Genomic DNA, 25193 nt, shown 5'->3' on the forward strand with positions numbered 1-25193 from the left:
GCACCACCCGGGTTCGCCATCCCACCTTCACCGTGTCCACTTTGAGCGCTGTCCCCGTCGTCCCCGCCGCTTCTTCTTCCGATGCCAACGCGCCGTGGGTCGTCTGCCTGTGCGCCGAATGGTGCGGCACCTGCCGCGACTACCGGCCGTTGCTGGTCGAGCTGGCAAAGACGCACCCGCAGTTCCGCTTCGCCTGGGTCGACATCGAGGACCACGCCGAGATCGCCGACGCCTTCGACGTCGAGACCTTCCCGACCCTGCTGGTGGCGGGCGCCGACGGCACGCGCTTTCTGGGTCCGCTGCTGCCGCACATCGAGACGCTGTCGCGCCTGCTCGGCGCGCTGCAGCCGCCGCAGCCTTCCAGCCTCGACGTCGACCTGCTGCTGGCCGTGCTCGAGAAAAAGCCCGCGGTCTTCGCGGTCTGACTGACCCCTTCGGAGTCTCCCTCCCATGAACATCCTGATCTTTGGCGCCACCGGCATGGTGGGGCAGGGCGTGCTGCGCGAGTGCCTGCTGGCGCCCGACGTGGAACGCGTGGTGGCCGTGGGGCGCAGCGCCACCGGGCAGCAGCATCCCAAGCTGCAGGACCTGGTCCACAAGGACATGTATGACTACCGCGCCATCGAGTCGCAGCTGACGGGCTTCGATGCCTGCTTCTTCTGCATGGGCGTGTCGTCGGTCGGCATGAAGGAGCCCGAGTACAAGCGCGTCACCTACGACCTGACGATGGCGGCGGCCACCGTGCTGGCGCGCCTCAACCCGGGCATGACCTTCACCTACGTGACGGGCGCGGGCACCGACAGCAGCGAGCGCGGCGAACGCATGTGGGCGCGTGTGAAGGGCGCGACCGAGAACGCTTTGATGCGCCTGCCGTTTCGCGCGTCCTACATGTTCCGGCCCGGGATGATCCAGCCGCTGCACGGCGTGCGCTCGAAGACGCCGCTGTACGACGCCGCGATCGTCGTGCTCAAGCCCGTGCTCGGGCTGGCCCACCGCTGGTGGCCCGACCGCGTGACCACCACCGAGAAACTGGGCCGCGCGATGCTGACGGTGGCACGCCAGGGCGCGCGCAAGGTGCTGCTCGACCCGGCGGACATCAACGCGCTGGGCAGCTGAGCAGCGGCTGAGCCGCCCCGCGTTCTTTCAGCCCGCGACGAAGTCGCGCAGCGCGAACAGCACCTCGTCCGGCGCCTCGCTCATCAGCGCATGGCCGGCGTGCACCGTCACCACCTTGGCATTGCGCGCCTTGCTCACCAGCGCCTTGGTGGCGCGCGGCGGCGTCATCTGGTCGGCGTCGCCGAGCAGGAACAGCACCGGGCACTGCACCTTCTCCATCGCCGCTTCGCCGTTCGCGTAGTCGTTGCAGGCCTTGAAGCCGATGTGGAACACATTGGCCTCGCGGTTGCTCGCGAGCACGCGGCGCATCAGCGCGCGCGAGCTGCCGTACAGCCACGTGCCCGGGCCGAGCGACGAAGGCGGCGGCGCCAGCAGCGAGTGCGAGAAGGTGTTGACCATCGCGATGGCACGCTGCGGATCGCTCACCGAGCTTTCGAGCAGCGCGGGCGACACCACCATCGGGTAGGCCGTGCCGACCATCGCGAGCTGCGTGATGCGCTCGGGCGCGCGCGCCGCGGTTTCGAGCGCGATCAGCGAGCCGAAGCTGTGGCCGATGAGCGCGGCCTTCTGCACGCCCGCCGCGTCGAGCAGCGCAATGACGAACTGCGCGGCGTCTTCCACGCTGGCCGGCGGCGCGCCGGCGCTCTTGCAGTGGCCCGGCAGGTCGACCGCCAGCACGTTCCAGCCGTGGTTGGCGAACCAGCGGCTCTGCAAAATCCACACGCTGTGGTCGTTGAGCACGCCGTGGATGAACACCACCGTGGGCTTGGCCGCATCGAAGGGCTTGCCGGCGGTGTAGCAGTAGGTGGCGTGGCCGTTGACGGTGTAGTGCATGTCAGGCCCCCGCCTTTTCCGCAGCCTTCAGCGCGCGCTTGAGGTCGTCGATCAGGTCGGCTGGGTCTTCCAGGCCGATCGACAGGCGGATCGTGCCCTGCGAGATGCCCGCGCCCGCGAGCGCCTCGTCGGTCATGCGGAAGTGCGTGGTGCTGGCCGGGTGGATCACCAGGCTGCGGCAGTCGCCCACGTTGGCCAGGTGGCTGAACAGCTTGAGCGCCTCGATGAAGGCCTTGCCCTGTGCGCGGCTGCCCTTGATGTCGAAGCTGAACACCGCGCCGGCGCCGCGCGCGCCGTGGCGCAGCAGCTTTTGCGCGAGCGCATGGCTGGGGTGTGACTCGATCAGCGGATGGCCCACGCGCGACACGAACGGGTGCGTGGACAAGAACTCGACCACCTTCTGCGTGTTGTCGATGTGGCGCTCCATGCGCAGCGGCAGCGTCTCGATGCCCTGCAATATCAGCCACGCCGTGTGCGGGCTCATCGAGGCGCCGAAGTCGCGCAGGCCTTCGCGGCGCGCGCGCAGCAGGAAGGCGCCCACGGTGCTTTCCTCGCTGAACACCATGTTGTGGAAGCCGTCGTAGGCCTGCGTGAGCTCGGCGAACTTGCCCGACTTCTCCCAGTCGAAGCTGCCGCCGTCGACCACCACGCCGCCAATGACGGTGCCGTGGCCCGACAGGAACTTGGTGGCCGAGTGGTAGACCAGGTCGGCGCCCCAGTCGAAGGGCTTGATGAGGTAAGGCGAGGTGAGCGTGGAGTCGACCAGCAGCGGCACGCCGGCTTCGTGGGCGATGTCGCTCACGGCGGGAATGTCGAGCACATCGAGGCCCGGGTTGCCCACGGTCTCGCCGAAGAACAGCTTGGTCTCGGGGCGCACTGCAGCGCGCCAGCCGTCGAGGTCGCCGGGCTTCACGAAGGTGGTGTCGATGCCGAAGCGGCGCATCGTGTAGTGCAGCAGGTTCTGCGAGCCGCCGTACAGCGCCGTGCTGGCGACGATGTGCGAGCCCGCGCCCATCAGCGTGGCCACCGACAGGTGCAGCGCGGCCTGGCCGCTGGCCGTGGCAATGGCGCCGATGCCGCCTTCGAGCGCCGACACGCGCTGCTCCAGCACCGCGTTGGTCGGGTTGCTGATGCGCGAATACACGTGGCCCGCGCGCTCCAGGTTGAAGAGCGCAGCCGCGTGGTCGCTGGATTCGAAGACGAAGGAGGTCGTCAGGTGGATGGGGACGGCCCGCGCACCGGTGGTGGGGTCGGGGGCGGCGCCGGCGTGCAGCGCGAGGGTGTCGAAACCGGGGTCGGAATAACCGGGCATGAAGGCCTTTCTGTTGTCTCTTCGCAATGCCCCGTTACGCGTGCAATGCATGCACAGGCGACAGGGGCGTTCGGGTCGGCGTCGATTGTGGGCTATATTCAAATTGGCACGACGCCGAGAACGACGAATCCCCGAGAGGAGCACCACCATGAAAGTCAGCGACATTCTTCGCGTCAAGGGCAACACGCTCTTCACCATCACGCCCGACGACCCGCTGGCAGAAGCCGCCCAGACCATGGCGGACAAGGACATCGGTTCGCTGGTGGTCATGGAGCACGGCGACCTGGTCGGCATGCTCACGTTCCGTGAAGTGATCATGGCAGTCGTCAAAAACGGCGGCCAGGTCGGGACCACGCTGGTGCGCAAGGCCATGGACGACGCGCCGGTCACCTGCACCCTCGAAACCGACCTCGACGAAATCCGCCGCATCATGCTGGAGCGCCACGCGCGCTACATGCCCGTGATGGACAAGCGCATGCTCATGGGCGTGATCAGCTTCTACGACGTGGCCAAGGCCGTGGTCGACGCGCAGAACTTCGAGAACAAGATGCTCAAGGCGTACATCCGCGACTGGCCGGAAGACGAGAGCAACGAGAAGGCCGGCTGAGCCCGACCGGCCGGCCGACTGACCGCTACTCTTTGATGTTGGCGGTCTGCACGATCTTTTGATTGCGTGCGTATTCGGCCTGCACGAACTTTCCGAACGCCTCCGGCGTTCCGCTGCCCGGCAACGCGCCTTGCTCCGCCAGCTTGGCGCGCACGCCTTCCTCCTGCAGCACCGCATTCAGTTCCTGGTTGAGCCGCGCCACCACGGCCGGCGGCGTTTTCGCGGGCGCGAAGATGCCGGTCCAGCTCACCATGTCGTAGCCCTTGAGGCCGGGCATCTCGTTGAAGGTCGGCACCTGCGACAGCGCCGGCAGGCGCTGGCTGCCGGTGATGCCCAATGCCTTCAGGCGCTTGCCGTTCACATGCGGAATGGCGCTGGTGCTCACCAGCATCGCGAGGTCGACCTGGTCACCGATGACGTCGGTGGCGATCTGCGCACCGCCGCGGTAGGGCACGTGCGTCACGAAGATGCCGCTGCGCTCCTTGAGCAGTTCCATCGCCAGCTGCAGCACGGTGCCCACGCCCGAGGTGGCGTAGTTGTAGTGGCCGGGCTGGGCCTTGGCGAGCTTCACGAAGTCGGCGTAGCTGCGCACGTCCAGGCCGGGGCGCGCCACCAGCACCATCGGCGCGGTGTTGAGCAGGCCGACGGGCGCCAGATCTTTCAACGGATCGAAGCGGAAGGCCGAGGGGTTGACCAGCCGACCGATGGCGATGGCGCTGTCGGGGCCGACCACCAGCGTGTAGCCGTCGGGCGCCGCGTTCACGGCCTTGGCCACGCCGATGGCGCCGCCCGCGCCGCTCACGTTCTCGATCACGACCGATTGCTTGAGCCGCTCGCCCAGGCGCTGCGCCACGAGGCGGGCGTTGACGTCCACGCTGCCGCCGGCCGTGTAGGGAACGATCAGCGTGAGGGGCTTGGCAGCAGGCCAGGCCTGCTGGGCGAAGGCGCCCGCGGGCAGGGCGGCGCAGAGCGCGGCGGCGGCAAGGATCAATCGGCGGTTCGTGGTCATGGCGGGGTTCATCCGGGGAAGGGTGTGGCGGAAGGCGTGGGTTCGGAGGGCAGGCGGGCGCGCAGCGCGTCGAAGGCGTTGCTCCATTCGGCGCGCCACTGGCGGCGCTGCGTGTCGTCGATCCACGCGCCGTCCAGGCCGTTGTGCATGAAGCCGCGCAGGTCGTCCAGGCCGAAGCCGAAGTCGCGCACCATCATCAGCCAGGCGCCCGTGGGCGTGACCTGGTGCAGCGTCGGGTCGTCGGTGTTGGGGTGGATGCGCAGGCCCAGGCCGGGCATGCGGCGGATGGGGTGGTCAATAGCCCAACGTTCGGGCGGCAGCGTGCGTAGGTAGTACGAGTTGGTCGGCACGACCGTGAAGATCACCCCGCGATCGGCGCACTGGCGCGCAAAGTCGGGCTGGTCGACCACCGTGTAGCCGTGGTCGATGCGGTCGACCTGCAGCAGCTCGAGCGCCGTGCGCACGTTGGTCCAGGGCATGCCGAACTCGCCGGCGTGCGCGGTGGTCTTGAGGCCGGCCTTCTTCGCATCGGCGTACGCACGCGCGAACAGCTCGGGCGGCCGGTCGTTCTCGCGGTAGTCGATGCCGATGCCGACCACTTCGTCGCAGCGTTGGGCCTTTACCCACTCGACCATCTCCACGGCTGCTTCGGCGCTGGCCTCGCGGTCGATGGCGGCAATGAGCCGTCCGGTGATGCCGAACTCTTGCTGCGCATCGTGGATTGCGCGGACGATGGCGCCCTGCGCGAGCGGGTACGCAATGCTCGAGCCGTGCACCGTGCCGGTCGGGTTCCAGAAGAACTCCGCGTAGCGCACCTGGTGCGAGGCCGCGTCCTGCAGGTACTCGAGCGTCAGCTGGTACAGGTCGTCGGCGCTGCGCACCAGCTGGGCGTCGAGCGCGCGCAGCACGCGCAGCACGCCCACGGGCTTTTCGCCGCGTGTGTAGAAGCCGTCGATTTCCGCGTCGGCCAGCGGTGCGCCGGCGCGCTGGTTGAGCTGGCGGAAGGTCTCGTGGCGCACGGTGCCGAAGAGGTGGCAGTGCAGCTCCACCTTGGGAATCTCGCGCAGCATCGCTTCGAGCGCGAAAGGAGCGGACGTGGGCGTGGGCGCGGCAAGGGTCATGCGGCGCAGTCTAGGCAGTGCGTGCTCATAAGGAAAATTTTGAATTTCTATAATTTGATTCATTGAATCGATAACCAGGACGCCCATGGCCGCCTTGCCCCTGCGTGCGCTCACGCTGCGCCAGCTGCAGTGTTTTTCGGTGCTGGTCGAGGAAGGGCACTTCGGCCGCGCGGCGCGTCGCCTTGCCATCACGCAGCCCGCGCTGAGCAACGCGATCAAGCAGATGGAAAAGCTGCTCGGCGCCGAGCTGCTGACCCGCTCCACCCACCGGCTCGAGCTCACGCCCGTCGGCGCCGAGGTGCTGGCGCGCACCGATTTCCTGGTCCACACCTTCGAGGTGGCGTTGCGCGACATCGAAAGCACGGTGCAGCGCGGCCGGGCCTACGTGCGCGTGGGCGTGATCCCCTCGGCCAGCGCGCGCGTCGCGGCGGCGGCGGCCGACTTCCTGCAGCAGCGCGCCGAGGTGGAGCTGGCCTGGCGCGACGCGCCCTCCACGGTGCTGCTGGCCGAGCTGCGCAGCGGCCAGCTCGACATGGCCGTGGCCGCGATCACCGAACCGCCCGGCGGGCTGGCATGCATCGATCTGTTCCGCGACCCGCTGGTGCTGGTGGTGCGCCGCGACCACGCGCTGGCGGCGGCCGGCGAGGCGCGCTGGGAGGCCATCGGCAGCGAGCGCCTCGTGCTGTTCGAAAGCGGCAGCATGCCGGCGCTGGGTGATCCGGCGCGCGCGCAGTTTGCGCAAGGCGCACAGCCGTACCGCGTGAGCTATTCCGAAACGCTCTATGCGCTGGTGCGCAGCGGGCAGGCGCTGGGGCTGATGCCGCAGCTGTACACCTCGTCGCTGCGCGACCCCGAGCTGTCCGTGGTGCCACTGTCGGCGCCGCGCATCGAGCGGCGCGTGGTGCTGGCCTACCTGCCGGGGCCGATGCGCAATGTGGCGGCGCAGGAGCTCATCGGGTTCCTGCGCGAGCGGTTGCCGCAGGCTTAGGCGACTTCCAACATCGCCATGCGCGTTTCGCTACTGAAACGCTCCAGCGTCCAGCCTTCGCCGAGCATGAACATGCGCGTGTGCAGCTGCGAGAGCGTGTCGCCGTCCACCTCGTCGCCGAGGTAGCTCAGCCGCTTCTCGCGCAGGTCGACAAAACCCGTCGTGTAGTCGCGCCCCAGGCGCAGCCACAGCGCATGCGCGCCCGGCGACTGGCGCGCGCCGCTCATCAGGCACATGCCACTGCCGAGTGCCCAGCGGTACACGGCCGTGGCCAGCCCGCGCCGCTGGTAGGCGGGGTCGTACTGCGAATGCGGCGCACGGATGTGGCGGTCGGCGCGGCGGTCGAGTTCGATGAGGCGGTTGAACACGGTGTAGCCGACCAGCCGCTGGTGGCGCACGTCTTCGATGTACACGTAGGTCTCGCCATCAGCCTCGCGAAAGCGCGCGCGCAGGTCGGGGTCGTCCAGGCGCAGCGCGGGCAGGTCCTGCACGCGGTCGCCCATGGCGCGCATGCGCTCGTACACGGGCGTCGGCGGCTCGCTCGGGCGACCCTTCTTCGGATCGACGTCGATGCGCAGCTCGGCCGGCCGCAGGAAGCGGCGGCGCAGCGCGTCGAACGACAGCCATGCGGGCCAGGGCGGCAGGGCAGGCGAAGGGACGAAAGGGGAGCAGGCAAGAGCCACCACGGGGAAATCCTCACGACGAAACACGACGACGAAGCGGGCGAGGCTCTTCCACGCGGCACGGGGCCGAAGGCGGGAAGAAGGTCGGACGCTGGGGAAGTGGTGCGTCGCCCGGGCCGATCGATCAAGCGATCAGGGCCAGGGCGCGCGACCGCGCGGGGCAGGTGCCCGACGGTCGATGTGCGCTGAAGAAAAAAGGAGGCTGACCGCCGGGCTCAGGGATGTGCGAGGGTCTGCTGCGACCTCGCCGTCATTGCGGCGGGCGCGCGCACGCGCGCATCGCCCGGGGCCGCGCAGGCCGCCGTGCGATCGAAACCGGCAATGAAAACCATGACGTTCATAGGGTCGATTGTAGGAGGCCGGAGGTGTCAGGGCAACCAAAGCCCCCGCGGTCTCTGCCAGATTGGGTTGCGTTCAATGAAGTTCGTCGGCCGCGTGGATCGTCTCGCGCACGCGCGGGTAGATCTGCGTGTTCCATTTGCTGCCGCTGAACACGCCGTAGTGCCCGACGCCGGCCTGCAGGTGGTGCGTCTTGAGGTACGGGCGGATGCCGGTGCACAGGTCTTGCGCGGCGACGGTCTGGCCGACCGCGCAGATGTCGTCGCGCTCGCCTTCCACCGTGAGCAGCGCGGTGCGCCGGATGGCCGCAGGGTTCACGGTGCGCCCGGCCACGGTGAGCACGCCGCGCGGCAGGTCGTAGGTCTGGAACACGCGCTCGACGGTCTCCAGGTAGAACTCGGCCGGCAGGTCGTTCACCGCCAGGTACTCGTCGTAGAAGTCGGCGATGGTGCGGGCCTTGTCGAGCTCGCCTTCGACGAGCAGGCGCTCCATGTCCTCGAACTGCTTCTTGTGGCGCTCGGGGTTCATGCTCATGAAGGCCGTGAGCTGCAAAAAGCCCGGGTACACGCGCCGCATCGCGCCCGCATGCGGCCACGGCACGTGGCTGATGAGGTTGCGGCGGAACCACTCGATGGGCTTGCTGGTTGCGAGCACGTTCACGCCGGTCGGGTTGATGCGGCAATCGACCGGCCCCGCCATCAGCGTGAGGCTGCGCGGCGTGGCCGGGTGATCGTCTTCGGCCATGAGCGCGGTCGCGGCCAGTGCGGCCACGCAGGGCTGGCACACGGCCACCATGTGCGCGCCCGGGCCCATGGCCTCGAGGAAGCGCACCAGCTGCAGCGTGTAGTCGTCGAGCCCGAAGCCGCCGTGCCACAGCGGCACGTCGCGCGCGTTGTGCCAGTCGGTCAGGTACACGTCGTGGTCGCGCAGCAGGGTGCGCACGGTTTCGCGCAGCAAGGTCGCGAAATGGCCCGACAGTGGTGCGACCAGCAGCACGCGCGGGTGCACCGCATCGGTGTGCGCCTTGCGAAAGTGCAGCAAGGTGCCGAAAGGCGAGACCAGCGCGACCTCTTCATGCACGGGCACGTCGGTGCCGTCGACCATGACCGAGTCGATGCCGTAGTCGGGCCGCGTGTGGGTGAGCCGCATGCGCGAGAAGACCTCGCAGCGCGCGGCCATGCGCCGCAGCGCGGTGCGATCGGCGCCGTCCTGCCAGAGTGCGCGGCCCAGGTACTGCGCGGTGAGTCGCCATGGCGAGAGCAGGTCGGCCTGGTTCTGGTAAGCGCGGTACAGCATGCAGGGGGTGCAGGCAAGTTGCGGGCCAACACGCATGGCATCTCATGGCACGGCGCTTGCACACACTTGGCATCGTCCAAGGAGTGTCGCGATGCCCAAACCCGTTCTCACGATCAGCAGCAAGAACTACGGCGCGTGGTCGCTGCGCGGCTGGCTGATGTGCAGGCTCGCGGGGCTGGACTTCAGCGAGAAGGTCATCCCGCCCGACGATCCGGCCATGAAGGCCGAGATGCTGCTGCTGTCGTCGTCGATGCTTGTGCCCTCGCTGCAGCACGGCGGCATCAAGGTGTGGGACACGCTCGCCATCGGCGAGTACCTGCACGAGATCAAGCCCAAGGCCGGCCTGCTGCCCGCCGACGCCGCGGCACGCGCGCACTGCCGCGCCATCTGCGGCGAGATGCACTCGGGCTTTGCCTCGATGCGCGGCGCGCTGCCGATGAACATCAAGGCCCGCTTCAAGAACTTCAAGGTGTGGTCGCGCGCGCAGGGCGACATCGACCGCATCGTCGCCATCTGGCGCGAGTGCCTCAAGGCCTACGGCGGCCCCTTCCTGTTCGGCAAGCAGCCCGGCATGGCCGACGCGATGTACGCGCCCGTGGTCACGCGCTTCCTGAGCTACGACGTGGCGCTCGACAGCGCCTGCGCCGCCTACTGCAAGCGCGTGATGGAACTGCCCGCCATGAAGGAATGGGTGGCCGCCGCGCTGCAGGAGCCCGACGAGATCGACGAGCTCGAGGCCGAGTTCTGACGCTTGTTCTTCAGGGGCTCGCGGGCGGCAGGCCGAGGCCGTCTTGCCGCAGCCGTCGCTCGATGCTCTGCGCGGCCTGCTGCAGCTCGCCCAGGTGCGCCGTCACGATCTCGCGCTCGCTCTTCACCGTCGGCAGCCACGCGCAACTGAGGCAACCCACCACCTGATCGCCCAGCCGCACCGGCACCGACACCGCACCGAAGCGGTCGGGCGAATCGAGGCTGGTGGACGTGGGGTCGCGCGCCGCATAGCCCTGGTCGCGCGCGTGCGCCACCATGCGGCGGATGCTGTCGGGGCGTCGCGCGCCGCGATCAAAGTCGTTCGGTGAACGCGCCAGTGCGGCGAGGATTTCTCGGCGCTCGTCTTCGGGGCAGAACGCAAGGTAGCAACGCCCGAGCGACGACAACAGCATTGGCGGGCGAAAGCCCAGCGCGCGGTAGTTCACCGCGAGGCCGTTGCGCGGCCGGTCGGTGTCGAGGATCAGCATGGCCGTGCCGTCGCGCACGCCGAGGTCGATCGGCCACGGCACCAGCCGCTGCAGCGTGGCGCGCGGCGACGCCGCCAGGGCAGTGAGCCGCGTGCGCCACGCCGCTGCGGTGCCCGACTGGCCGGTGGCCGAGGTGGGAACGTAGCGCTTCTCCAGCTCGTTGCGCTCGACCCATCCGGCCTGCTGCAGCGTCTTCAGGATGCGCAGCAGCGTGGCCTTCGAGAGGCCTGTCTGCCGGTGCAGCTCCTGCAGCGTGACGGCCGATGCGCGCTGGATCGCCAGCATCACGTCGAGCCCGCGGCGCAGTGCGTCGATCGACTTCACGCTCTGCGCGCCGGTGGTGTCTGACATGCCGCCTCCGAAGAAAAAAGGTTCACTCAGTGAAACTATATCTTCTGGCCGCGCGATGGCATTCCTACAGTCCGATGACACCCAACGTCGTCCCACCGAGAAGGAAAACAACATCATGTTTCACCACCGAAACGCGCTCCGTGCCGCTGCAGGAGCCATTCTTTTGCTGTGTGCCGCCACGGCGGCCCTGGCACAGTCGTGGCCCGCGAAGCCGATCACCATCGTCGTCGCCTACCCGGCCGGCGGCGACACCGACGCCATCGCACGCGCCTATGCCGAGAAGCTCGCGCAGCGCGTCGGCCAGCCGGTGCTCATCGACAACCGCCCCGGTGCGAGCGGCATGATCGGCAACGCCTGGGTCGCGAAGGCGCCGGCCGACGGCTACACGCTGCTCTTCACGCCCAGCACCTTCCCCATCGCGCAGCACGTGCTGAAGGCCGGCCCCGGCGTGGCGCACGACGTGGTGAAAGACTTCACCCCCATCGTGAAGACCGGCAACATCCCGGTGCTGATGGTCACGGCGCCCACGAGTGGCATCCAGAACGTGGCGCAGCTCGTCGCCGGTGCCAAGGCCGGCAAGGCCTTCACCTACGGCACGCCGGGCGCGGGCTCGCCGATGCACATCGCGGGCGAGCTCTTCAACAAGGACGCCGGCATTGCCGTCGCGCATGCGCCGTACCGCGGCGTGGCGCCGGTGGTCAACGACACGCTGGGCGGCCACGTGAGCGTGGGCTGGATCACGCCCGGTGCGGTGGCGGCCCACATCACCGCCGGCAAGCTGGTGCCGCTGGCCGTGGCCGAGCGCCAGCGCACGAAGCTGATGCCCCACGTGCCCACCTTCCTCGAGCTGGGCTACCGCGACATGGACGTGAGCGCCTGGATGGGCCTGCTCGGGCCGAAGGCCCTGCCGGCCGAGGTCGTGCAGACGCTCAACCGCCACTTCAACGAGATTTTGAAGATGCCCGACGTGCAGGCCCGCATGGCCGCGCTCGGCATCGAGCCCGTGGGCGGCGCGCCGGCCGTGCTGGCGCAGCAGATCAGCGACGACGACCAGCGCTTCGGCAAGCTGGTGCGCGAGTTCGGCATCCGCGCCGATTGACGACAAGCAGACACCCAAGGAGACGATGCATGTTGAGCGAAGAAAAGAACCGCCTGCTGACCGAAGTGGGTCCGGGCAAGCCCATGGGCGACTACCTGCGCCGCTACTGGCACCCGATCGCCGGTGCCAGCGAGTTCGACGACAAGGCCGTGAAGCCGCTGCGCATCCTCGGCGAAGACCTGGTGCTCTACAAGGACCTGAGCGGCAACTACGGCCTCGTCGATCGCCGCTGCCCGCACCGCAACGCCGACATGTCGTACGGCTACGTGGAGAAGTGCGGCCTGCGCTGCAGCTACCACGGCTGGCAGTACGACACGAGCGGCCAGTGCATCCACCAGCCTTTTGAGGAAACGCTGGACCCCGATGCGCGCATGCGCAAGAACACGAAGATCAAGGCCTACCCCGTGCAGGAGAAGGCCGGCCTGCTGTGGGCCTACATGGGCCCGCAGCCCGCGCCGCTGCTGCCCGACTGGGAACTCTTCAATTGCAAGAACGGTTTTGCGCAGGCCGTGTTCGCCGAGATTCCCTGCAACTGGTTCCAGTGCCAGGAGAACTCCATCGACCCCGTGCACTTCGAGTGGACGCACAACAACTGGACCACACGCCTGCAGGGCGACGAAGGCCCTTATGTGCCCACGCACCTGAAGCTGGCCTTCGAGGAGTTCGAGCACGGCTTCGTCTACAAGCGCCTGCGCGGCGGCGAGCGCGAAGACAACGTCATGTGGACCACCGGCCGCGTCACGCTGTGGCCCAACGGCTTCTTCCTCGGCCACCACTTCGAATGGCGCGTGCCGATCGATGACCACCACACGCTGAGCGTGCTGTGGGTGCTCAGCCGCGTGCCCACCGAACAGGAACCGTACGTGCAGGAGCGCATTCCCTCGTGGTACGGCCCCATCAAAGATTCGGTCACGGGCCGCTGGATCACCAGCCATGTCGCCAACCAGGACTTCGTCGTGTGGGTGGGGCAGGGCACCGTGACCGACCGCACGCGCGAGAAGCTAGGTCAGAGCGACAAGGGCATCGTGATGATGCGGCGGCGCTTTTTTGAAGAACTCGAGTCGATGCAGTCCGACCCGTCGCACGAGCCCAAGGGCCTCATCCGCGACCCCGAGAAGAACCGCGACGTGTGCCTGCCGTCGGCCTGCCGCGACGAGATGCTGCACGGCCTGCCGCGCGAGGAACTGGCCGCGCATCCGCTGCTGGGGCCGTACCTGAAGGACTTCTTCGGGCAGGCCGGGCAGCCCGACGATGTGCGCGCGGCGTATGAGAAAGCCATTGGGCAGAAGGTCGAAGGGGCGCAGTTCTTCAAGGTCCACGGCGGCGCGTCGGACGCCGAGGTGGAAGCGCAAGAGGCGGCGTAAAGCACGCTGCGATCCGGGTCTTTGCGGCGGGGCTCGCGGTGTCGCGAACAGCGTGTGAACATCCCATCTCGGGAGCACACGCCGTGAAGTTTCGTGATCGCGCACAGGCCGGCCGCCAGCTCGCTGCGTTGCTGCAGCGGCGCGGTGGATTTCCGGACGCCGTGGTGCTGGCGCTGCCGCGCGGCGGCGTGCCGGTGGCCTTCGAAGTGGCGCGCGCGTTGCGCTTGCCGCTCGACGTGCTGGTGGTCCGCAAGCTGGGCCTGCCTGAACAACCCGAGTACGCCTTCGGCGCGCTCGCGGGCGATGGCGTGCCCGAGATCGATGAGCACCTGGTGCGCACGCTGGACCTGCGTCCGTCGGAGATCGATGCCGTCGTCCGCGCCGAACGCGCGGAGCTGGCGCGCCGCACGCGGGTCTACCGCGGTGATCGCCCGGTGTGTGATGTGCAAGGCCGCACGGTGCTCGTGATCGACGACGGGCTTGCCACCGGCGCCACGATGCTTGCGGCCGTTCGCGGGCTGCGGCGGCAGGGCGCCGGTACCGTGATCGCCGCCGTGCCCGTGGGCTCGCCCGAGGCCTGCGAGGTCTTGCAGGGCGAAGCCGACGATGTGTTGTGCGTGCGCTGCCCCACGGTGTTTCGCGCGGTTGGCGCCTGGTACGGCGATTTCTCGCAGACGACGGATGACGAGGTGTGCGCGCTGCTGGCGCAGGCGCGCGGCGAAGCGGTCTAGCGTCGGAACATCCGCAGATCGAGCGCGCTCTCTTCGCCCAGCCACATCGCATGCGTCGTGTGGTCCGCGAAGTCGTCGCCGGTCACGCCGTGCACGAACACATCCAGACCATTGCGGTTCGTGTCGAGCCAGCCGATGACCTCGTCGAACTCGGCGGCGTCGAAGGCCAGCTGGCAACTCCAGTGCGGGTGCGGGCCGACGAGGCGTTCGTGCACGCGGCCCACCACCACCATCAGCTCGTGGCCCGCCCGCTCGCAGAGGGCGCGTGCCTGTGCCACCGTATCGGGCGCGAAGTAGATGTGGGCGTGGTACTGGGCGTAGAGGTTTTCGGGGCGGCGTGGCATGGTGCGCTCATTGTGAACCGAGGCGGAAGCGTCCGCTGTAGCGGAACACGTCGCCGAACCAGCGGTGGCGCAGCAGCATCTTCATGGTGAAGTGATCGGGGTCGGTCGGGTCGGGCCGCTCCTCGACATAGGCGGTGCCGAGAAAGAGGCCCAGCGGCAGCGGAATGCGCAGCCCGCCGATGCGCCAGATGTAGCCCCTGTCGCGGAACACCACCGCGCCGTCTTCCGCGCTCACCGCCAGGCGCATGCCGATGCCGAAGCGCACGTATTCGATCACCTCGCTGCCTTGCCCCGCGTCGTGCTCCATGTGCGAGCGGAAATGGAAAGGCGGCTTGCCCGGGAAGTGGAAGACGCGGTCCCAGTAGAGATTGGCGTCGTCGGGGTGGCAGCGGTAGTGCACCTCGATCGGCACGTCGGTGCCCTGGTGCGGCACCAGCGCGCCGAACAGCCGGCCGAAGGGCATCAGTAGCGCGGCCCACGGGGCGTGCCAGACCTCGCTCATCGTGCCGCGCACGCACACGTAGTCGTCGGAGAACGGCCTCATCGTGTAGTGGCGGCGGATGACGTCGCCGAGCTCGTTCCACGCGGGGCCGAGCGCCTGCTGGAAGACGGGGGGCGCGCTGCTCATCCCGCCACCGCCACGGTGGTTTCGCTGCGCGCCTTGTAGAAGCGCAGGATGTTCTCGGAGGCATCGCCAAGCAGGAACTGCATGACCGGGTCCGCATACCAGTTGAAGCGTGTGCTCAGCCGCCACGACACCGCGACGCGCAGCTCGGTGCCACCGTCGCGCGGGGTCAGGGTGTAGGTGGCGTCGCGCAGGTCGAAATACTGGCCGCCGATCATCACGTGGTCGTCGAGTGCGCCGGCGGGGAAGGAGTCGGGCGTGAAGCGGAAGCGCCACTTCAACAGGCGGTGGGGCTGCCACTCGGTGACGACCTCGTCGAAGTGCACGTTCTTCTGCCACTGCACCTGGCGCACGCGGCCCTCGGGTGTGTCGACGGTCACGCCCGACACCGGCATCGGCACGCCGACGCGGTAGGCCCACGCGTCGCCGACTTCGCTGGGGCGGATGTCGCGCGCGGCGTTGAGCTCGTGCCACACGCGCTCGGCCGGCGCTGCAATGAAGAGCGTGCGCGAGGTGTTCGAGAACTGGTCCGGGTTGGGCCATTGCGGCTCGATGCCGCCGAGCAGCAGCGGCACCAGGGCAAAGCTGTAGAGCGCGGGCTTGGGCCAGTTGGTGATGCGGCACACGATGCCCATGGCCAGTCCGCCGACGCTGCCCATCACCGCGAACAGCGGCACGATGAAGGCGGCGCAGATGATGCCCTCGATGAACACCATCAGCGTGCCGCCGACGAACAGCGCGGTGGCCACCCACGGCGCCCAGAGGTAGTAGCCCCAGCTGCGCCGCTCGATGCGCTCGGCCATGTACACCGTGACCGCGCCGCACGCCGCGGGCGCGAGATAGACGAAGGAGCCCAGCATGGCCGAGAAGGGCTCGCCGGGGCCGCCGCCGAAGACGATGCGCAGCACGAACGCGATCGCCGCGCCGGCGAACATGGGCCAGAACCAGCCGAAGGGCATGCCGCGCACGGGCTTCTTGGCCGGCACTTCGTCGTTGAGGGCCAGGTCGGCGAGCCTGCTTTCTTCGGGATCGGTGCGCATGGAAATCTCTTCTCCTCTTCTTGTGGTGTCTCAGTCGGCGCTGCGCCGGGCCGTCACCATGGCGTAGTCGAAGTCGCGCCAGAACATGCCCAGCGCGAGCGCGCAGTAGCTGGCCACGATGTGCTTGCGGCGCCAGGGGCTGAGCTTGCCGCGCGCCTTCCAGAGTTCGGCCAGCGTGAAGCGCGTGGCCAGCACCGGGATGTGCAGCGCGCTGGGCGCGACGCGCCAGCGCAGCGACTTCACTTCGATGTCGTCGAAGCCATGCGCGCGCAGTGCGGCGACGAAGTCTTCGCGCACGGCCAGCGTGGGCACGGCCCAGCTGTCGGCCCACAGGCGGTGCAGCCAGCCCGCGAGGCGGCCCGGCTGGTGGCGCAGCAGGAAGCCGTCGACCACCACCAGCCGCGCGCCGGGCTTGAGCAGCCGGGCGGACTCGCGCACGAAGTCGGCCTTGGCGGTGCCTTCGGCGTAGCAGGCGCTTTCGAGCGCCCAGGCGCCATCGGCCTGGGCGGCGGGCAGGCCGGTGCGGGTGTAGTCGGCTTCGACGTGCGCGACGCGATCGGCCACGCCGGCCCGCGCGTCGAGCCGCGCGGCGATGCCGTTCTGCACCGGCACGTTGGTCACGGTGACCGCATGCAGCGCAGGGTCGTCGCCGACCAGCGTGCGCGAGGTGGCGCCGGCGCCGCAGCCGAGGTCGAGCACGCAACGCGGGCCGGTGGTGGCCTTGTCGAGCCGCAGTGCCCGCCCGACGGTGCGGTTCATCTCGATCAGCATGCCTTCGCGCCGCAGCGGGTTCAGGCCCAGGCGCCAGAAGCCGAAGTGCATGTTGTAGCTCGGGCTCCAGGCGCGATAGTCGTCGGCGACCTCGGTGAAATAGTCCTGCGTGTCCTCGCGGCTCACGTGGCCTTCGACCGCGGGCGGCGCAGGCCGTGCGGTGCCGGGGAGGCGGAAGTCGGGCTGGAAGACGTCGGGCATCGAAACTCCTTCAGGCGATGTGAGTTTTTTCAGAGCTTGCAGTGGTCGTCGGCGCAGGTGGTTGGCGCGATCGCGCCGTGCCCCGCGAGCCGCAGCACCAGCCAGCGCGGCAGCCGGTAGCGGTTGCGGGCCAGCACCGCGTAGGCGCGGTCGGCCAGCCGGCCGATCACCGGCAGGTCGAGCACGGCGCCGCCGGCCGGCAAGCCCACCGCGGCGCGGCAGGCGCGGATGGCGTCGACGCCCACGCGCAGACGGCCTGCGGCATCGACCGCGTGCAGCGAACGCATCAGCGCCTCGCGCGGCGCCGGGCCGTCCGCGAAACCGGTGGGCGAGCAGTCGACCAGGTGCAGCCGACCGGCGCTGTCGCGCGCCTGCATGGCGCTCATCTCGGCCGTGCACAGCGGGCAGGTGGCGTCGAAATAGACGGTGAGCGGGTAGGTGGCGGGAGCGAAGCGGGTCATGGCGTTCTTGGTTCTCGATATTTCAGTCAAAACAGAAATAAGAAGGCAAAAAAAAGGACGCGGCCTTTCTCAGATCATCGGCAGGCTGGCGTGGTGCGCGTCGGGGTCGTCGCCCTTGTCTGGGGGCGGTGGCGGTGCGCTGTCGCCGCGCACGAACTTCTGCACGCTGGCGCCGAGCGTGAGCACCTTGTCGAGCGTGCCGGGCGACAGCCGCAGCATCTCGTCGGCCCAGGTGGCGAGCTTGGTCATGAGGTCCATGGTGGAGCGGATGCGGTCTTGCGCATCGGGCGGCTCCTTCTGGAAATCGGGGCTGGAAACGATCTCGCGCAGCACGCGGATGGTGGGGTCGAACTCGCGCTCCTTGCGCTCGCGCACCACGGTGCGGAACAGTTCCCACACGTCGACGCTGGTCTCGAAGTAGTCGCGCCGGTCGCCCAGCGTGTGGGTGACGCGCACGAGGTTCCAGGCCTGCAACTCCTTCAGGCTGTTGCTGACGTTGGAGCGGGCCACGCCCAGCGTTTCCGACAGCTCTTCGGCGTGCATCGGCTTGCCATGGGCGAACAGCAGGGCGTGGATCTGCGAGACCGTGCGGTTCACGCCCCACATGGAGCCCATCTCGCCCCAGTGCAGGACGAACTTGCGTTGAATGTCGGTGAGTTCCATGGCGTCGAGTTTAGGAATTCCTGAATTTCTGTCAAGACAGAAACAAAAAATACTGCACGGCAGGATTAAAAGTGAAATACTGTATGAATAAACAGTTGTTCGACTTGTTTCCTGCCTCCTTCCAAGGACTCGCCATGCCCGCCGCCCAGGTTCCCATCCACATCATCAAGGGCCGTGGCGCGGCCACGCGGCTCGCGCACCGGTTCTCCAAAGACGAGCGCGACGCCTTCGACGACGGCTGGGGCACGCTCGAAGAGGGCGAGGCTGAGGCCGCCGGGCTGCTGCCGCTGGCCACCGAGGTGCGCTTCGAAGACGTGAAGTCGGTGCTCAGCAGCAACGAGTCGCCCGACATTCCTTTCGACCGTTCGCTCAACCCGTACCGCGGCTGCGAGCACGGCTGCATCTACTGCTTTGCGCGGCCCACGCACAGCTACCTGAACCTCTCGCCCGGCCTCGACTTCGAGACCAAGCTCATCGCCAAGCGCAACCTCGTCGAGGTGCTGCGCGCCGAACTCGGCCGCAAGAGCTACCGCCCCAGCAACCTTGCCATCGGCACCGCCACCGACTGCTACCAGCCCATCGAGCGCGAGCTGCGGCTCACGCGCGGCGTGATCGAACTGCTGAGTGAAGTGCGACATCCGTTCGCGCTCGTCACCAAGTCGAGCGCCGTGGAGCGCGACCTCGACCTGATCGCGCCGATGGCGGCCGACCGGCTCGCGGCCGTGTACGTGACGATCACCACGCTCGACGGCGAGCTGGCGCGCAAGCTCGAGCCGCGCGCCGCTGCGCCGCACCGTCGGCTGCGCACCATCCGCACGCTGGCCGAGGCCGGCGTGCCGGTGGGCGTGAGCCTGGCGCCGCAGATTCCGTTCATCACCGAAGACATGGAGCAGGTGCTCGAAGCCGCCTGGGAGGCCGGCGCGCGCAGCGCCTTCTACACCGTGGTGCGGCTGCCGTGGGAGGTGGCGCCGCTGTTCAAGGAATGGCTCGAGCTGCACTACCCGCAGCGCGCCGATCGCGTCATGGCGCGCATCCACGAGATGCGCGGCGGCAAGGACTACGACGCCGACTTCGCGACGCGCATGAAAGGCTCAGGCCTGTGGGCCGACCTGATTCATCAGCGCTTTCAGAAGGCGACGAACCGGCTGGGCTTCAATCGCGAGCGGATTGCGCTCGACACCTCGGCCTTCCGGCCGCCGGGCGCGCAAGGGCAGGGCAATCTGTTCTGAGCCCGGACGCCGCTTACTCGATGACCTCGGGCCAGTCGGTATGGAAGAACTGGCCTTCGGGTTTGTCGACCCGCTCGTACGTGTGCGCCCCGAAGAAGTCGCGCTGCGCCTGCAGCAGGTTCGCGCTCAGGCGTGCCGTGCGGTAGCTGTCGTAGTAGGCCAGCGACGCGCTGAAGGCCGGCACCGGAATGCCGTTGCTCACTGCCAGCGCCACCACCTCGCGCCAGTTCTGCTGCGTGCGGTTCAGCAGGTCTTGAAAGAACGGGTCGAGCATCAGGTTGTCCAGCGCCGGGTCGGTGCGGAAGGCGTCGGTGATGCGATTCAAGAAGCGCGCGCGGATGATGCAGCCGCCGCGCCAGATCGACGCGATGCCCGCGAGGTCGAGCTTCCAGCCTTTCTTCTCGCCCATCGTCTGGATGAGGTCGAAGCCCTGCGTGTAGCTGATCACCTTCGAGGCATAGAGCGCGTCGTGCACCTTGGCCACCAGCGCCTGCTTCTCCAGCGACAGCGCGGGCACTGGCCCATGCAGCAGCTGGCTGGCCGCCACGCGCGCCTTCTTCTGCGACGACAGCACGCGCGCCTCGACCGCGGCGTTGATGGTGCTGATGACCACCGCGTTCTCGGCCGCGTTCAGCAGCGTCCACTGGCCCGTGCCTTTCTGGCCGGCCTTGTCCAGGATGAGGTCGACCACCGGCTGGCCGGTTTCCGGGTCTTTCTGTTCGAGCGCCTTGGCGGTGATCTGGATCAGGTAGCTCTGCAGCTCGCCCTCGTTCCACTCGTTGAAGATCGCGGCCATCTCGTCGGTCGTGAAGCCGGCGGCCTTGAACAGGCTGTAGGCCTCGCAGATCAGCTGCATGTCGCCGTACTCGATGCCGTTGTGCACCATCTTCACGTAGTGGCCCGCGCCGCCCGGGCCGATGTGAATGACGCAGGGCTCGCCGTCCACCTTGGCCGCGATGCTCTCGAAGATCGGCTTCATCACCTCCCAGGTCGAGAGCGGCCCGCCGGGCATGATCGACGGCCCCTTGCGCGCGCCTTCCTCGCCGCCCGACACGCCCGCGCCGATGAAGCGCAGGCCCTTGCTCGCGAGGTAGGCGTCGCGGCGCTCGGTGTCGGTGTACAGGCTGTTGCCGCCGTCGATGACGATGTCGTCTTTGTCGAGCAGGGGGATGAGCTGTTCGATCACCTGGTCGACCGGCGCACCGGCCTTCACCATGATCTGGATCTTGCGGGGCTTGGCCAGGCTTTGAACGAATTCTTCGAGCGTCTTGGCGCCCACCAGCTTCTTGCCGGGGTTGGCGGCAATGAAGGCCTCGGTGGTGGCCTCGGTGCGGTTGTAGACGCTGACCTGGAAGCCGCGGCTTTCCACGTTCAGCACCAGGTTCTGTCCCATCACGGCCAGGCCGATCAATCCGAAATCGCTTTGCTTGCTCATGTGTGCCGGGCCCTTCGTGCGTGTGCGGTTGGAAAAAAGTAGCCGGTCATTGTGCCGGGCACCTGTGCGGCGCGGCGTCGGAGGGCGTCTATACCCGCTTGGCAAACGGGTCGGGGCTGGCTATGTTGGCGGGATGACTTCTGCCGCCGTGCCCGCAGCCGCTGCCGCCATCCACACCTGGTCGACCGATGCGGTGCCGCCGCCGCAGCGGCTGGACTACTGGATCGGCGCGGTCTGCGAGGGCTTTCTCGAGATGGACGTGCGCAGCCCGGTGAGCGGCGGCTTCGGCGCCTCGCTCGAATCCGCGCCGCTCGGGCCACTGCACGTGAACCGCGTGCGCGGCAGCGCCCAAGACGTCTACCGCACGCGCCGCGCCATCGCCCACAGCCGTCAGAACTACTACTACCTGCTGTGCAAGGCCGACTCGCCCTGGGTCGCGGTGCAGGAAGAACGCTCGGCGCGCCTGCTGCCCGGCGACGCGGTGCTGGTCGATTCGCGGCGCTGCTATGCCTTTCACTTGCAGCAGTCGGCCGACACGGTGTCGATCGAGCTGCCGACCGCGTGGGTCGAGTCGTGGCTGCCCGATGCCGGCGACCACGTGGCGCGCCGCATCGACGGCCACAGCGGCTGGGGCGCGGCGCTCAGCGCCTTTGCCCGGGCACTGTCGCCCGAAGTGGCCCTGCGGCCACCACTGCCGGCGGCGTTGCTGGCCGACCAGCTCGGCGGGTTGCTGGCACTGGCGCTCGGCTCGGCGGACGGCGTGGCGGTGCCCGACGCGTGTGGCCGCGCCGCCTTGCGCCAGCGCGTGCTCGACGCCACGCGCGAGCGCCATGCAGAGCCGGGACTCACGGCCGCGGCCGTGGCGCAGGGGCTCGGCATCTCGGAGCGCAGCCTGCACCGCTGCCTCGCGCAAGCGGGCGAGGGCGAGGGCGCGACCACCTTCGCGAACGCGCTGGCCGCCTGCCGCATGCAGGTGGCGCAACGCATGCTGGCCGATGCGCGCTTCGACCGCTTGAGCGTGGCGCAGATCGGCCTGCGCGTCGGCTTGGCCGATGCCTCGCACTTCGTGCGCCTGTGCCGCCGCCATCTGGGCGGCACGCCGGGCGCGCTGCGGCAGTCACGCGGCTGAACGGCTGCTACGCCTCGAACCAGTCCCGCGCCGACCGCCCCTGGTCCGGCCCCAGCATCGAGAAGCCGCCATCGACCGGAATGTCCGCACCGGTGACGAAGCGCGCCGCGTCCGAGCACAGGAACAGCACCACCTGCGCCACGTCGTCGCCGTCGCCCACGCGGCCCAGCGGGTGCATCGGCGCGCCGACGCGGTCAGCGCGTGCACGGTCGCCGTTCGTCATGCGCGAGAGCGCGTCCGACCAGGTCCAGCCCGGCGACACCGAGTTCACCCGCACGCCCCGCGGCGCCAGCGTGGCGGCCTGGTTGCGCGTGAGCTGCAGGATGGCGGCCTTGGCCGCCGGGTACAGCGCCCGACCCGCCGCGCCGAACTTGCCGCCGACGCTGCCCATGTTCACGATGGCGCCGCCGTGCGCGGCCAGCGCGTCGGCGGTCTTCTGCACCAGCATCGCGCCGGAAACGAGGTTGACGTTCAGCGCGGCCAGCCAGTCGGCACGCGCGGCATTCAACCCTGCGTCGCCGTAGACCACGGCGTTGTTGATGAGGCAATCGATGCGGCCCTCGGTGCGCAGCGTGCCGGCCACGAGCGCATCGAGCGCATCGTCCGATGCGATGTCGCAGGCGACGAAGCGGCAGCCCGCGCCCACATCGGCCGCCAGCGCTTCTCCGCGCGACGTGTCGATATCGACCGTCACCACGCGCGCGCCGGCCTGCACGAAGGCGCGCACGATGGCACTGCCCAGCAGCGCGGCGGCGCCCGTCACGATCGCGACCTTGCCTTGCAGCGGGGTCATGCGCGGCCTCCCATCTCCGCGACGGCATCGTCCACGTGCACCACGTCCGCGAGCATCGCCAGGGTTTCGAGGCTCGCCGCCTGCAGGTGCGCCTGCGCGGTGCTGCAGGCGTCGGCGACCACCGCCACGTCGTAGCCCAGGTCGCTCGCATGGCGCGCGCCGTGCTCGACCACGTGGTTGGTCGCGATGCCGGCCACGTACAGGCGGCTGGCACCGGTGGCACGCACCGCCTCTTCGAGCCCGCTGGCCCAGAAGGGGTTGTTGCGCTTGTGGGTGACGACGGCCTCGCCCGGCAGCGGCGCGAGTTCGTCGTAGAACCCGGCGCCCCAGCTGCCTTCCTGCACCGCGCCGCTCTCGGCCACGCGCCGGAACAGCGTGCAGTTGCGCAGGCAGTCCGCGTAGTCGGGCGCGAAGGCGATGCGCACGAAGATCACCGGCACGCCGTTGGCGCGCGCACCGGCGATGAGCCGTGCGGCCGAGGCGATGAGGCGTGGGCGCGCGGGGTCGTCGGCGGCCACGCCCACGCGTACCTTGCCGTCGACGTGCAGCACGTCGTTCTGGTAGTGCATCGCCAGCAGCGCGGCCTTCACAGGAACACCTGCAGGGCTTCGTGCGGTGCGTCGCAGTTGACGAGGTCGATGCGCTTGGTCTGGATGCGCCAGCCGTCGTCGGCGCGGCGCAGCGTGTGCAGCACGCTGCCGCCGAAGGTGCGCTGTTCGGTCTTGCGCCACTCCAGCAGCAGGAAGGTCGAGCGCACGGTGCAGATTGCGTCGTCGTCGCGTGATTCGAGTGCGATGTTGCCCAGCACGTGCACGGTGCGCGTGGGCGGCTGCTGCGAATAGGCACGCGCCTGCTCGAGCCGCCGTGCGCGCATCGAGCGCAGCAGCGCGTCCTCGCAGAACAGCGACGCATGGTTGAGGTGGTCGACCTGGCCGTGCACCAGCGGCACCCAGTACAGGCCGTCGGGCGTGAAGAGCTTCTGCCATTCGTCCCAGCGGTGCTCGTCGAGCAGGCGCGCCTCGTGGTGCAGGAACTGCGTGAGGTCCTGCTGTTCGTTCCAGTCGCGGAAATTCATTCGGCGCTCCCGGTTTGCACGCCCATGTACCCGGCCCACGCCGCGAACATGTTGCGCGAGGGCATCTCGCTGTTGCCGTTGGACGCGCGCCCGCCCGGCAGCGGCTGGTCGCGCCCCGCGGCGCGGTGCATGCTGACCCAGTCGCCGCCGTCGGAGCCCAGGCCTTCCTGCACGCGGTTGTAGGCCTCCAGGTCGTCGGACATCACGTTCGACGAGGGCGCGTTGACGATGTTGGTGTACTTGAGCGTGCGCTGGAAGGTGGCCTCGGGCGCCCCCTTGAGGCGGAAGCTGAAGATCTCGACCAGCGTGCGGTCCACCGACAGCGGCCTAATCACGCGGATCTGCTGGAACGAGGTGTGCGGCGAGCAGCTCGGATACACGATGGTGTTGTGCCGGTTCACGCGCAGGATCTCGTCGGTGCGCTCGGCGCCCTTTGCGGCTTCGAGCGAGGCCACGTAGGCCAGGCTCACGGGGTCGGTCGGCGGCACGAAGATGCCTTCCATGAAGCCGTGGCCGTGGTCGTAGCCCTTGAGCTCCAGCTTCTCCCAGAACTCCAGCGGTTCGCCGTTGCCGTCGACGATCACCACCTCGAAGGGCTTGGGCGTGCCGGCCGGCATCGATTCGTGCTCTTCCTTGGCCGCGCGCCACGACGACTCGTGCGTGGCCACGGCGTGGATGGTGTCGTGCAGGTTCTCGAAGAAGATCTTCCAGTTGTTGCGCTGAATCACGCGCTGCACTCCTCCGGCGACCTCGACTTCGCCTTCCGGCGCGCGGTCGCAGAAGTTGTCGAGCGACGTGGCTACGCCGCCCAGGAATTCCTTCAACTCAGGTCCGTCTTCCGACAGGCTGGCGAACACGAAGCCGCGGTGCGTGGCCACGCGTGCCACCTTGCGCACGCCGTACTGCGGGTCTTTCAGGTCGAGCGCGGTGCATTCGTAGCCGCTGCGCAGCGGCACTGACAGCAGGCTGCCGTCGCACTTGAAGGTCCAGCCGTGGTACAGGCAGCGCAGGAACTTGCCGGCGCTGCCGCTGCCGTCGGGCACGAGCTTGGCGCCCTTGTGCGGGCAGCGGTTGAACATCACGTGCACCTGGCCGTCGGTGTGCCGCACCATCACCACGGGCTCGCGGCCCAGGCGGGTGGTGAAGTAGTCGCCGGGCTTGGGCACCTGGCTTTCGTGGCCGATGTAGATCCAGGCCTGGCCGAACACGCGGTCCATCTCCAGCTCGAAGATGGCGGGGTCGGTGTAGACGCGCTTGTGCACGCGGTCGGGCTGCACGAGCGACTGGATGTCGATCGGGTTTGTCGCCGCGATGGGGATGATGGGGATCACGGGATTCATCG

Annotated in this window: 29 protein-coding genes; 10 read left to right on the forward strand and 19 right to left on the reverse strand. The window is 68.7% G+C overall.

Annotated features, from left to right (window positions below; genetic code table 11):
- Positions 1-41 precede the first annotated feature (41 nt).
- Both IG196_RS09355 and IG196_RS09360 read left to right on the forward strand, forming a co-directional pair.
- Positions 42-425, forward strand: a complete 384-nt coding sequence (locus IG196_RS09355; protein WP_192196967.1) for a thioredoxin family protein — start codon at positions 42-44, stop codon at positions 423-425.
- Between the two features lie 25 nt (positions 426-450).
- The gene (locus IG196_RS09360; RefSeq protein WP_192195923.1) at positions 451-1116 is read left to right on the forward strand and encodes an NmrA family NAD(P)-binding protein; all 666 of its coding nucleotides are present in this window, start codon (positions 451-453) and stop codon (positions 1114-1116) included.
- Between the two features lie 27 nt (positions 1117-1143).
- Here the strand turns inward: IG196_RS09360 and IG196_RS09365 are convergent, their stop codons facing one another.
- Together IG196_RS09365 and IG196_RS09370 are read right to left on the reverse strand one after the other, a co-directional pair.
- Positions 1144-1950: an alpha/beta fold hydrolase gene (locus IG196_RS09365; RefSeq protein WP_192195924.1), complete on the reverse strand. Its 807-nt coding sequence runs from the start codon at positions 1948-1950 to the stop codon at positions 1144-1146.
- 1 nt (position 1951) lies between these two features.
- A complete protein-coding gene (locus IG196_RS09370) occupies positions 1952-3262 on the reverse strand; it encodes an O-acetylhomoserine aminocarboxypropyltransferase (protein WP_099796074.1) in 1311 nt (436 codons plus the stop codon).
- 148 nt (positions 3263-3410) lie between these two features.
- Here IG196_RS09370 and IG196_RS09375 point away from each other — a divergent pair, with 148 nt between their 5' ends.
- Entirely contained in the window at positions 3411-3869 is a 459-nt protein-coding gene (locus tag IG196_RS09375) for a CBS domain-containing protein (RefSeq protein WP_099796075.1), read from the forward strand.
- Positions 3870-3894: 25 nt separating this feature from the next.
- On the opposite strand, the gene IG196_RS09380 is transcribed toward IG196_RS09375, so the two are convergent.
- Positions 3895-4878: a Bug family tripartite tricarboxylate transporter substrate binding protein gene (locus IG196_RS09380; RefSeq protein ID WP_192195925.1), complete on the reverse strand. Its 984-nt coding sequence runs from the start codon at positions 4876-4878 to the stop codon at positions 3895-3897.
- A gap of 8 nt (positions 4879-4886) precedes the next feature.
- Complete coding sequence (locus IG196_RS09385) at positions 4887-5999, reverse strand: adenosine deaminase family protein (RefSeq protein ID WP_225616990.1); 1113 nt, start codon at positions 5997-5999, stop codon at positions 4887-4889.
- A gap of 85 nt (positions 6000-6084) precedes the next feature.
- Here IG196_RS09385 and IG196_RS09390 point away from each other — a divergent pair, with 85 nt between their 5' ends.
- A complete protein-coding gene (locus tag IG196_RS09390) occupies positions 6085-6987 on the forward strand; it encodes a LysR family transcriptional regulator (protein WP_192195926.1) in 903 nt (300 codons plus the stop codon).
- Here the strand turns inward: IG196_RS09390 and IG196_RS09395 are convergent.
- From IG196_RS09395 to IG196_RS09400, 3 genes are all read right to left on the reverse strand, one after another.
- On the reverse strand, positions 6984-7673 hold the full coding sequence (locus tag IG196_RS09395; protein ID WP_225616991.1) for a GNAT family N-acetyltransferase: 690 nt from the start codon (positions 7671-7673) through the stop codon (positions 6984-6986). The genes IG196_RS09390 and IG196_RS09395 overlap by 4 nt on opposite strands.
- Before the next feature lie 212 nt (positions 7674-7885).
- Positions 7886-8011, reverse strand: coding sequence for a hypothetical protein (locus IG196_RS32200; protein WP_257214726.1), 126 nt, complete (start codon positions 8009-8011; stop codon positions 7886-7888).
- A gap of 73 nt (positions 8012-8084) precedes the next feature.
- A complete protein-coding gene (locus tag IG196_RS09400) occupies positions 8085-9305 on the reverse strand; it encodes a polyhydroxyalkanoate depolymerase (RefSeq protein WP_192195927.1) in 1221 nt (406 codons plus the stop codon).
- Positions 9306-9396: 91 nt separating this feature from the next.
- On the opposite strand from IG196_RS09400, the gene IG196_RS09405 reads away from it, so the two are divergent.
- Positions 9397-10053 carry a glutathione S-transferase gene (locus IG196_RS09405; protein WP_192195928.1) on the forward strand — a complete coding sequence of 219 codons (657 nt, stop codon included), beginning with the start codon at positions 9397-9399 and terminating at the stop codon, positions 10051-10053.
- 10 nt (positions 10054-10063) lie between these two features.
- Here IG196_RS09405 and IG196_RS09410 read toward each other — a convergent pair whose 3' ends face one another.
- Entirely contained in the window at positions 10064-10891 is an 828-nt protein-coding gene (locus tag IG196_RS09410) for a helix-turn-helix domain-containing protein (protein WP_192195929.1), read from the reverse strand.
- Between the two features lie 115 nt (positions 10892-11006).
- On the opposite strand from IG196_RS09410, the gene IG196_RS09415 reads away from it, so the two are divergent.
- The 3 genes from IG196_RS09415 (at position 11007) to IG196_RS09425 (ending at position 14085) form a co-directional block, all read left to right on the forward strand.
- Positions 11007-11990 carry a Bug family tripartite tricarboxylate transporter substrate binding protein gene (locus tag IG196_RS09415; RefSeq protein WP_192195930.1) on the forward strand — a complete coding sequence of 328 codons (984 nt, stop codon included), beginning with the start codon at positions 11007-11009 and terminating at the stop codon, positions 11988-11990.
- A 29-nt stretch (positions 11991-12019) separates the two neighbouring features.
- On the forward strand, positions 12020-13354 hold the full coding sequence (locus tag IG196_RS09420; protein ID WP_192195931.1) for an aromatic ring-hydroxylating dioxygenase subunit alpha: 1335 nt from the start codon (positions 12020-12022) through the stop codon (positions 13352-13354).
- 83 nt (positions 13355-13437) lie between these two features.
- Entirely contained in the window at positions 13438-14085 is a 648-nt protein-coding gene (locus IG196_RS09425) for a phosphoribosyltransferase (protein ID WP_192195932.1), read from the forward strand.
- Here IG196_RS09425 and IG196_RS09430 read toward each other — a convergent pair.
- From IG196_RS09430 to IG196_RS09455, 6 genes are all read right to left on the reverse strand, one after another.
- On the reverse strand, positions 14082-14429 hold the full coding sequence (locus tag IG196_RS09430) for a DOPA 4,5-dioxygenase family protein (RefSeq protein WP_192195933.1): 348 nt from the start codon (positions 14427-14429) through the stop codon (positions 14082-14084). The two genes, IG196_RS09425 and IG196_RS09430, sit on opposite strands and share 4 nt — an antisense overlap.
- Positions 14430-14436: 7 nt before the next feature.
- Positions 14437-15057 carry a DUF4166 domain-containing protein gene (locus IG196_RS09435; protein ID WP_192195934.1) on the reverse strand — a complete coding sequence of 207 codons (621 nt, stop codon included), beginning with the start codon at positions 15055-15057 and terminating at the stop codon, positions 14437-14439.
- Positions 15054-16094, reverse strand: a complete 1041-nt coding sequence (locus IG196_RS09440) for an SRPBCC domain-containing protein (RefSeq protein WP_192195935.1) — start codon at positions 16092-16094, stop codon at positions 15054-15056. Before IG196_RS09440 ends, IG196_RS09435 begins: the two co-directional genes overlap by 4 nt.
- 30 nt (positions 16095-16124) lie before the next feature.
- Positions 16125-17066 (reverse strand): SAM-dependent methyltransferase, encoded by a 942-nt coding sequence (locus IG196_RS09445; RefSeq protein WP_192195936.1) that lies wholly within the window; start codon positions 17064-17066, stop codon positions 16125-16127.
- A 29-nt stretch (positions 17067-17095) separates the two neighbouring features.
- Positions 17096-17527 carry a thiol-disulfide oxidoreductase DCC family protein gene (locus tag IG196_RS09450; RefSeq protein ID WP_192195937.1) on the reverse strand — a complete coding sequence of 144 codons (432 nt, stop codon included), beginning with the start codon at positions 17525-17527 and terminating at the stop codon, positions 17096-17098.
- A gap of 69 nt (positions 17528-17596) precedes the next feature.
- Positions 17597-18190, reverse strand: a complete 594-nt coding sequence (locus IG196_RS09455) for a GbsR/MarR family transcriptional regulator (protein ID WP_192195938.1) — start codon at positions 18188-18190, stop codon at positions 17597-17599.
- A gap of 134 nt (positions 18191-18324) precedes the next feature.
- Here IG196_RS09455 and IG196_RS09460 point away from each other — a divergent pair, with 134 nt between their 5' ends.
- On the forward strand, positions 18325-19419 hold the full coding sequence (locus IG196_RS09460; protein ID WP_192195939.1) for a PA0069 family radical SAM protein: 1095 nt from the start codon (positions 18325-18327) through the stop codon (positions 19417-19419).
- A 13-nt stretch (positions 19420-19432) separates the two neighbouring features.
- On the opposite strand, the gene gnd is transcribed toward IG196_RS09460, so the two are convergent.
- Positions 19433-20854, reverse strand: a complete 1422-nt coding sequence (gene gnd, locus IG196_RS09465; RefSeq protein ID WP_192195940.1) for a decarboxylating NADP(+)-dependent phosphogluconate dehydrogenase — start codon at positions 20852-20854, stop codon at positions 19433-19435.
- Positions 20855-20987: 133 nt separating this feature from the next.
- On the opposite strand from gnd, the gene IG196_RS09470 reads away from it, so the two are divergent.
- Positions 20988-21983, forward strand: a complete 996-nt coding sequence (locus tag IG196_RS09470) for a helix-turn-helix domain-containing protein (RefSeq protein WP_192195941.1) — start codon at positions 20988-20990, stop codon at positions 21981-21983.
- A gap of 7 nt (positions 21984-21990) precedes the next feature.
- On the opposite strand, the gene IG196_RS09475 is transcribed toward IG196_RS09470, so the two are convergent.
- Genes IG196_RS09475 through IG196_RS09490 form a run of 4 tightly spaced genes read right to left on the reverse strand, consistent with a single transcriptional unit; the run spans position 21991 to position 25191 of the window.
- Positions 21991-22776, reverse strand: a complete 786-nt coding sequence (locus IG196_RS09475) for an SDR family oxidoreductase (RefSeq protein ID WP_192195942.1) — start codon at positions 22774-22776, stop codon at positions 21991-21993.
- On the reverse strand, positions 22773-23366 hold the full coding sequence (locus IG196_RS09480; RefSeq protein WP_192195943.1) for a cysteine hydrolase family protein: 594 nt from the start codon (positions 23364-23366) through the stop codon (positions 22773-22775). Before IG196_RS09480 ends, IG196_RS09475 begins: the two co-directional genes overlap by 4 nt.
- The gene (locus tag IG196_RS09485) at positions 23363-23851 is read right to left on the reverse strand and encodes an aromatic-ring-hydroxylating dioxygenase subunit beta (protein ID WP_192195944.1); all 489 of its coding nucleotides are present in this window, start codon (positions 23849-23851) and stop codon (positions 23363-23365) included. Before IG196_RS09485 ends, IG196_RS09480 begins: the two co-directional genes overlap by 4 nt.
- A complete protein-coding gene (locus IG196_RS09490) occupies positions 23848-25191 on the reverse strand; it encodes an aromatic ring-hydroxylating dioxygenase subunit alpha (protein WP_192195945.1) in 1344 nt (447 codons plus the stop codon). Before IG196_RS09490 ends, IG196_RS09485 begins: the two co-directional genes overlap by 4 nt.
- Positions 25192-25193: the final 2 nt, after the last annotated feature.

Origin of the sequence: Variovorax sp. 38R (assembly GCF_014843395.1) — a bacterium.
GTDB lineage: Bacteria > Pseudomonadota > Gammaproteobacteria > Burkholderiales > Burkholderiaceae_C > Variovorax > Variovorax paradoxus_H.

Bases quoted from the DNA above. Each gene is read 5' to 3' on its own strand.
- IG196_RS32200 (WP_257214726.1), bottom strand. From the start codon at position 8,011: ATGAACGTCATGGTTTTCATTGCCGGTTTCGATCGCACGGCGGCCTGC.
- IG196_RS09455 (WP_192195938.1), bottom strand. From the start codon at position 18,190: ATGGAACTCACCGACATTCAACGCAAGTTCGTCCTGCACTGGGGCGAG.
- gnd (WP_192195940.1), bottom strand. From the start codon at position 20,854: ATGAGCAAGCAAAGCGATTTCGGATTGATCGGCCTGGCCGTGATGGGA.
- IG196_RS09365 (WP_192195924.1), bottom strand. From the start codon at position 1,950: ATGCACTACACCGTCAACGGCCACGCCACCTACTGCTACACCGCCGGC.
- IG196_RS09460 (WP_192195939.1), top strand. From the start codon at position 18,325: ATGCCCGCCGCCCAGGTTCCCATCCACATCATCAAGGGCCGTGGCGCG.
- IG196_RS09490 (WP_192195945.1), bottom strand. From the start codon at position 25,191: ATGAATCCCGTGATCCCCATCATCCCCATCGCGGCGACAAACCCGATC.
- IG196_RS09445 (WP_192195936.1), bottom strand. From the start codon at position 17,066: ATGCCCGACGTCTTCCAGCCCGACTTCCGCCTCCCCGGCACCGCACGG.
- IG196_RS09400 (WP_192195927.1), bottom strand. From the start codon at position 9,305: ATGCTGTACCGCGCTTACCAGAACCAGGCCGACCTGCTCTCGCCATGG.
- IG196_RS09375 (WP_099796075.1), top strand. From the start codon at position 3,411: ATGAAAGTCAGCGACATTCTTCGCGTCAAGGGCAACACGCTCTTCACC.
- IG196_RS09440 (WP_192195935.1), bottom strand. From the start codon at position 16,094: ATGCGCACCGATCCCGAAGAAAGCAGGCTCGCCGACCTGGCCCTCAAC.
- IG196_RS09415 (WP_192195930.1), top strand. From the start codon at position 11,007: ATGTTTCACCACCGAAACGCGCTCCGTGCCGCTGCAGGAGCCATTCTT.
- IG196_RS09390 (WP_192195926.1), top strand. From the start codon at position 6,085: ATGGCCGCCTTGCCCCTGCGTGCGCTCACGCTGCGCCAGCTGCAGTGT.
- IG196_RS09475 (WP_192195942.1), bottom strand. From the start codon at position 22,776: ATGACCCCGCTGCAAGGCAAGGTCGCGATCGTGACGGGCGCCGCCGCG.
- IG196_RS09430 (WP_192195933.1), bottom strand. From the start codon at position 14,429: ATGCCACGCCGCCCCGAAAACCTCTACGCCCAGTACCACGCCCACATC.
- IG196_RS09370 (WP_099796074.1), bottom strand. From the start codon at position 3,262: ATGCCCGGTTATTCCGACCCCGGTTTCGACACCCTCGCGCTGCACGCC.
- IG196_RS09450 (WP_192195937.1), bottom strand. From the start codon at position 17,527: ATGACCCGCTTCGCTCCCGCCACCTACCCGCTCACCGTCTATTTCGAC.
- IG196_RS09360 (WP_192195923.1), top strand. From the start codon at position 451: ATGAACATCCTGATCTTTGGCGCCACCGGCATGGTGGGGCAGGGCGTG.
- IG196_RS09485 (WP_192195944.1), bottom strand. From the start codon at position 23,851: ATGAATTTCCGCGACTGGAACGAACAGCAGGACCTCACGCAGTTCCTG.
- IG196_RS09435 (WP_192195934.1), bottom strand. From the start codon at position 15,057: ATGAGCAGCGCGCCCCCCGTCTTCCAGCAGGCGCTCGGCCCCGCGTGG.
- IG196_RS09410 (WP_192195929.1), bottom strand. From the start codon at position 10,891: ATGTCAGACACCACCGGCGCGCAGAGCGTGAAGTCGATCGACGCACTG.
- IG196_RS09385 (WP_225616990.1), bottom strand. From the start codon at position 5,999: ATGACCCTTGCCGCGCCCACGCCCACGTCCGCTCCTTTCGCGCTCGAA.
- IG196_RS09470 (WP_192195941.1), top strand. From the start codon at position 20,988: ATGACTTCTGCCGCCGTGCCCGCAGCCGCTGCCGCCATCCACACCTGG.
- IG196_RS09420 (WP_192195931.1), top strand. From the start codon at position 12,020: ATGTTGAGCGAAGAAAAGAACCGCCTGCTGACCGAAGTGGGTCCGGGC.
- IG196_RS09405 (WP_192195928.1), top strand. From the start codon at position 9,397: ATGCCCAAACCCGTTCTCACGATCAGCAGCAAGAACTACGGCGCGTGG.
- IG196_RS09380 (WP_192195925.1), bottom strand. From the start codon at position 4,878: ATGACCACGAACCGCCGATTGATCCTTGCCGCCGCCGCGCTCTGCGCC.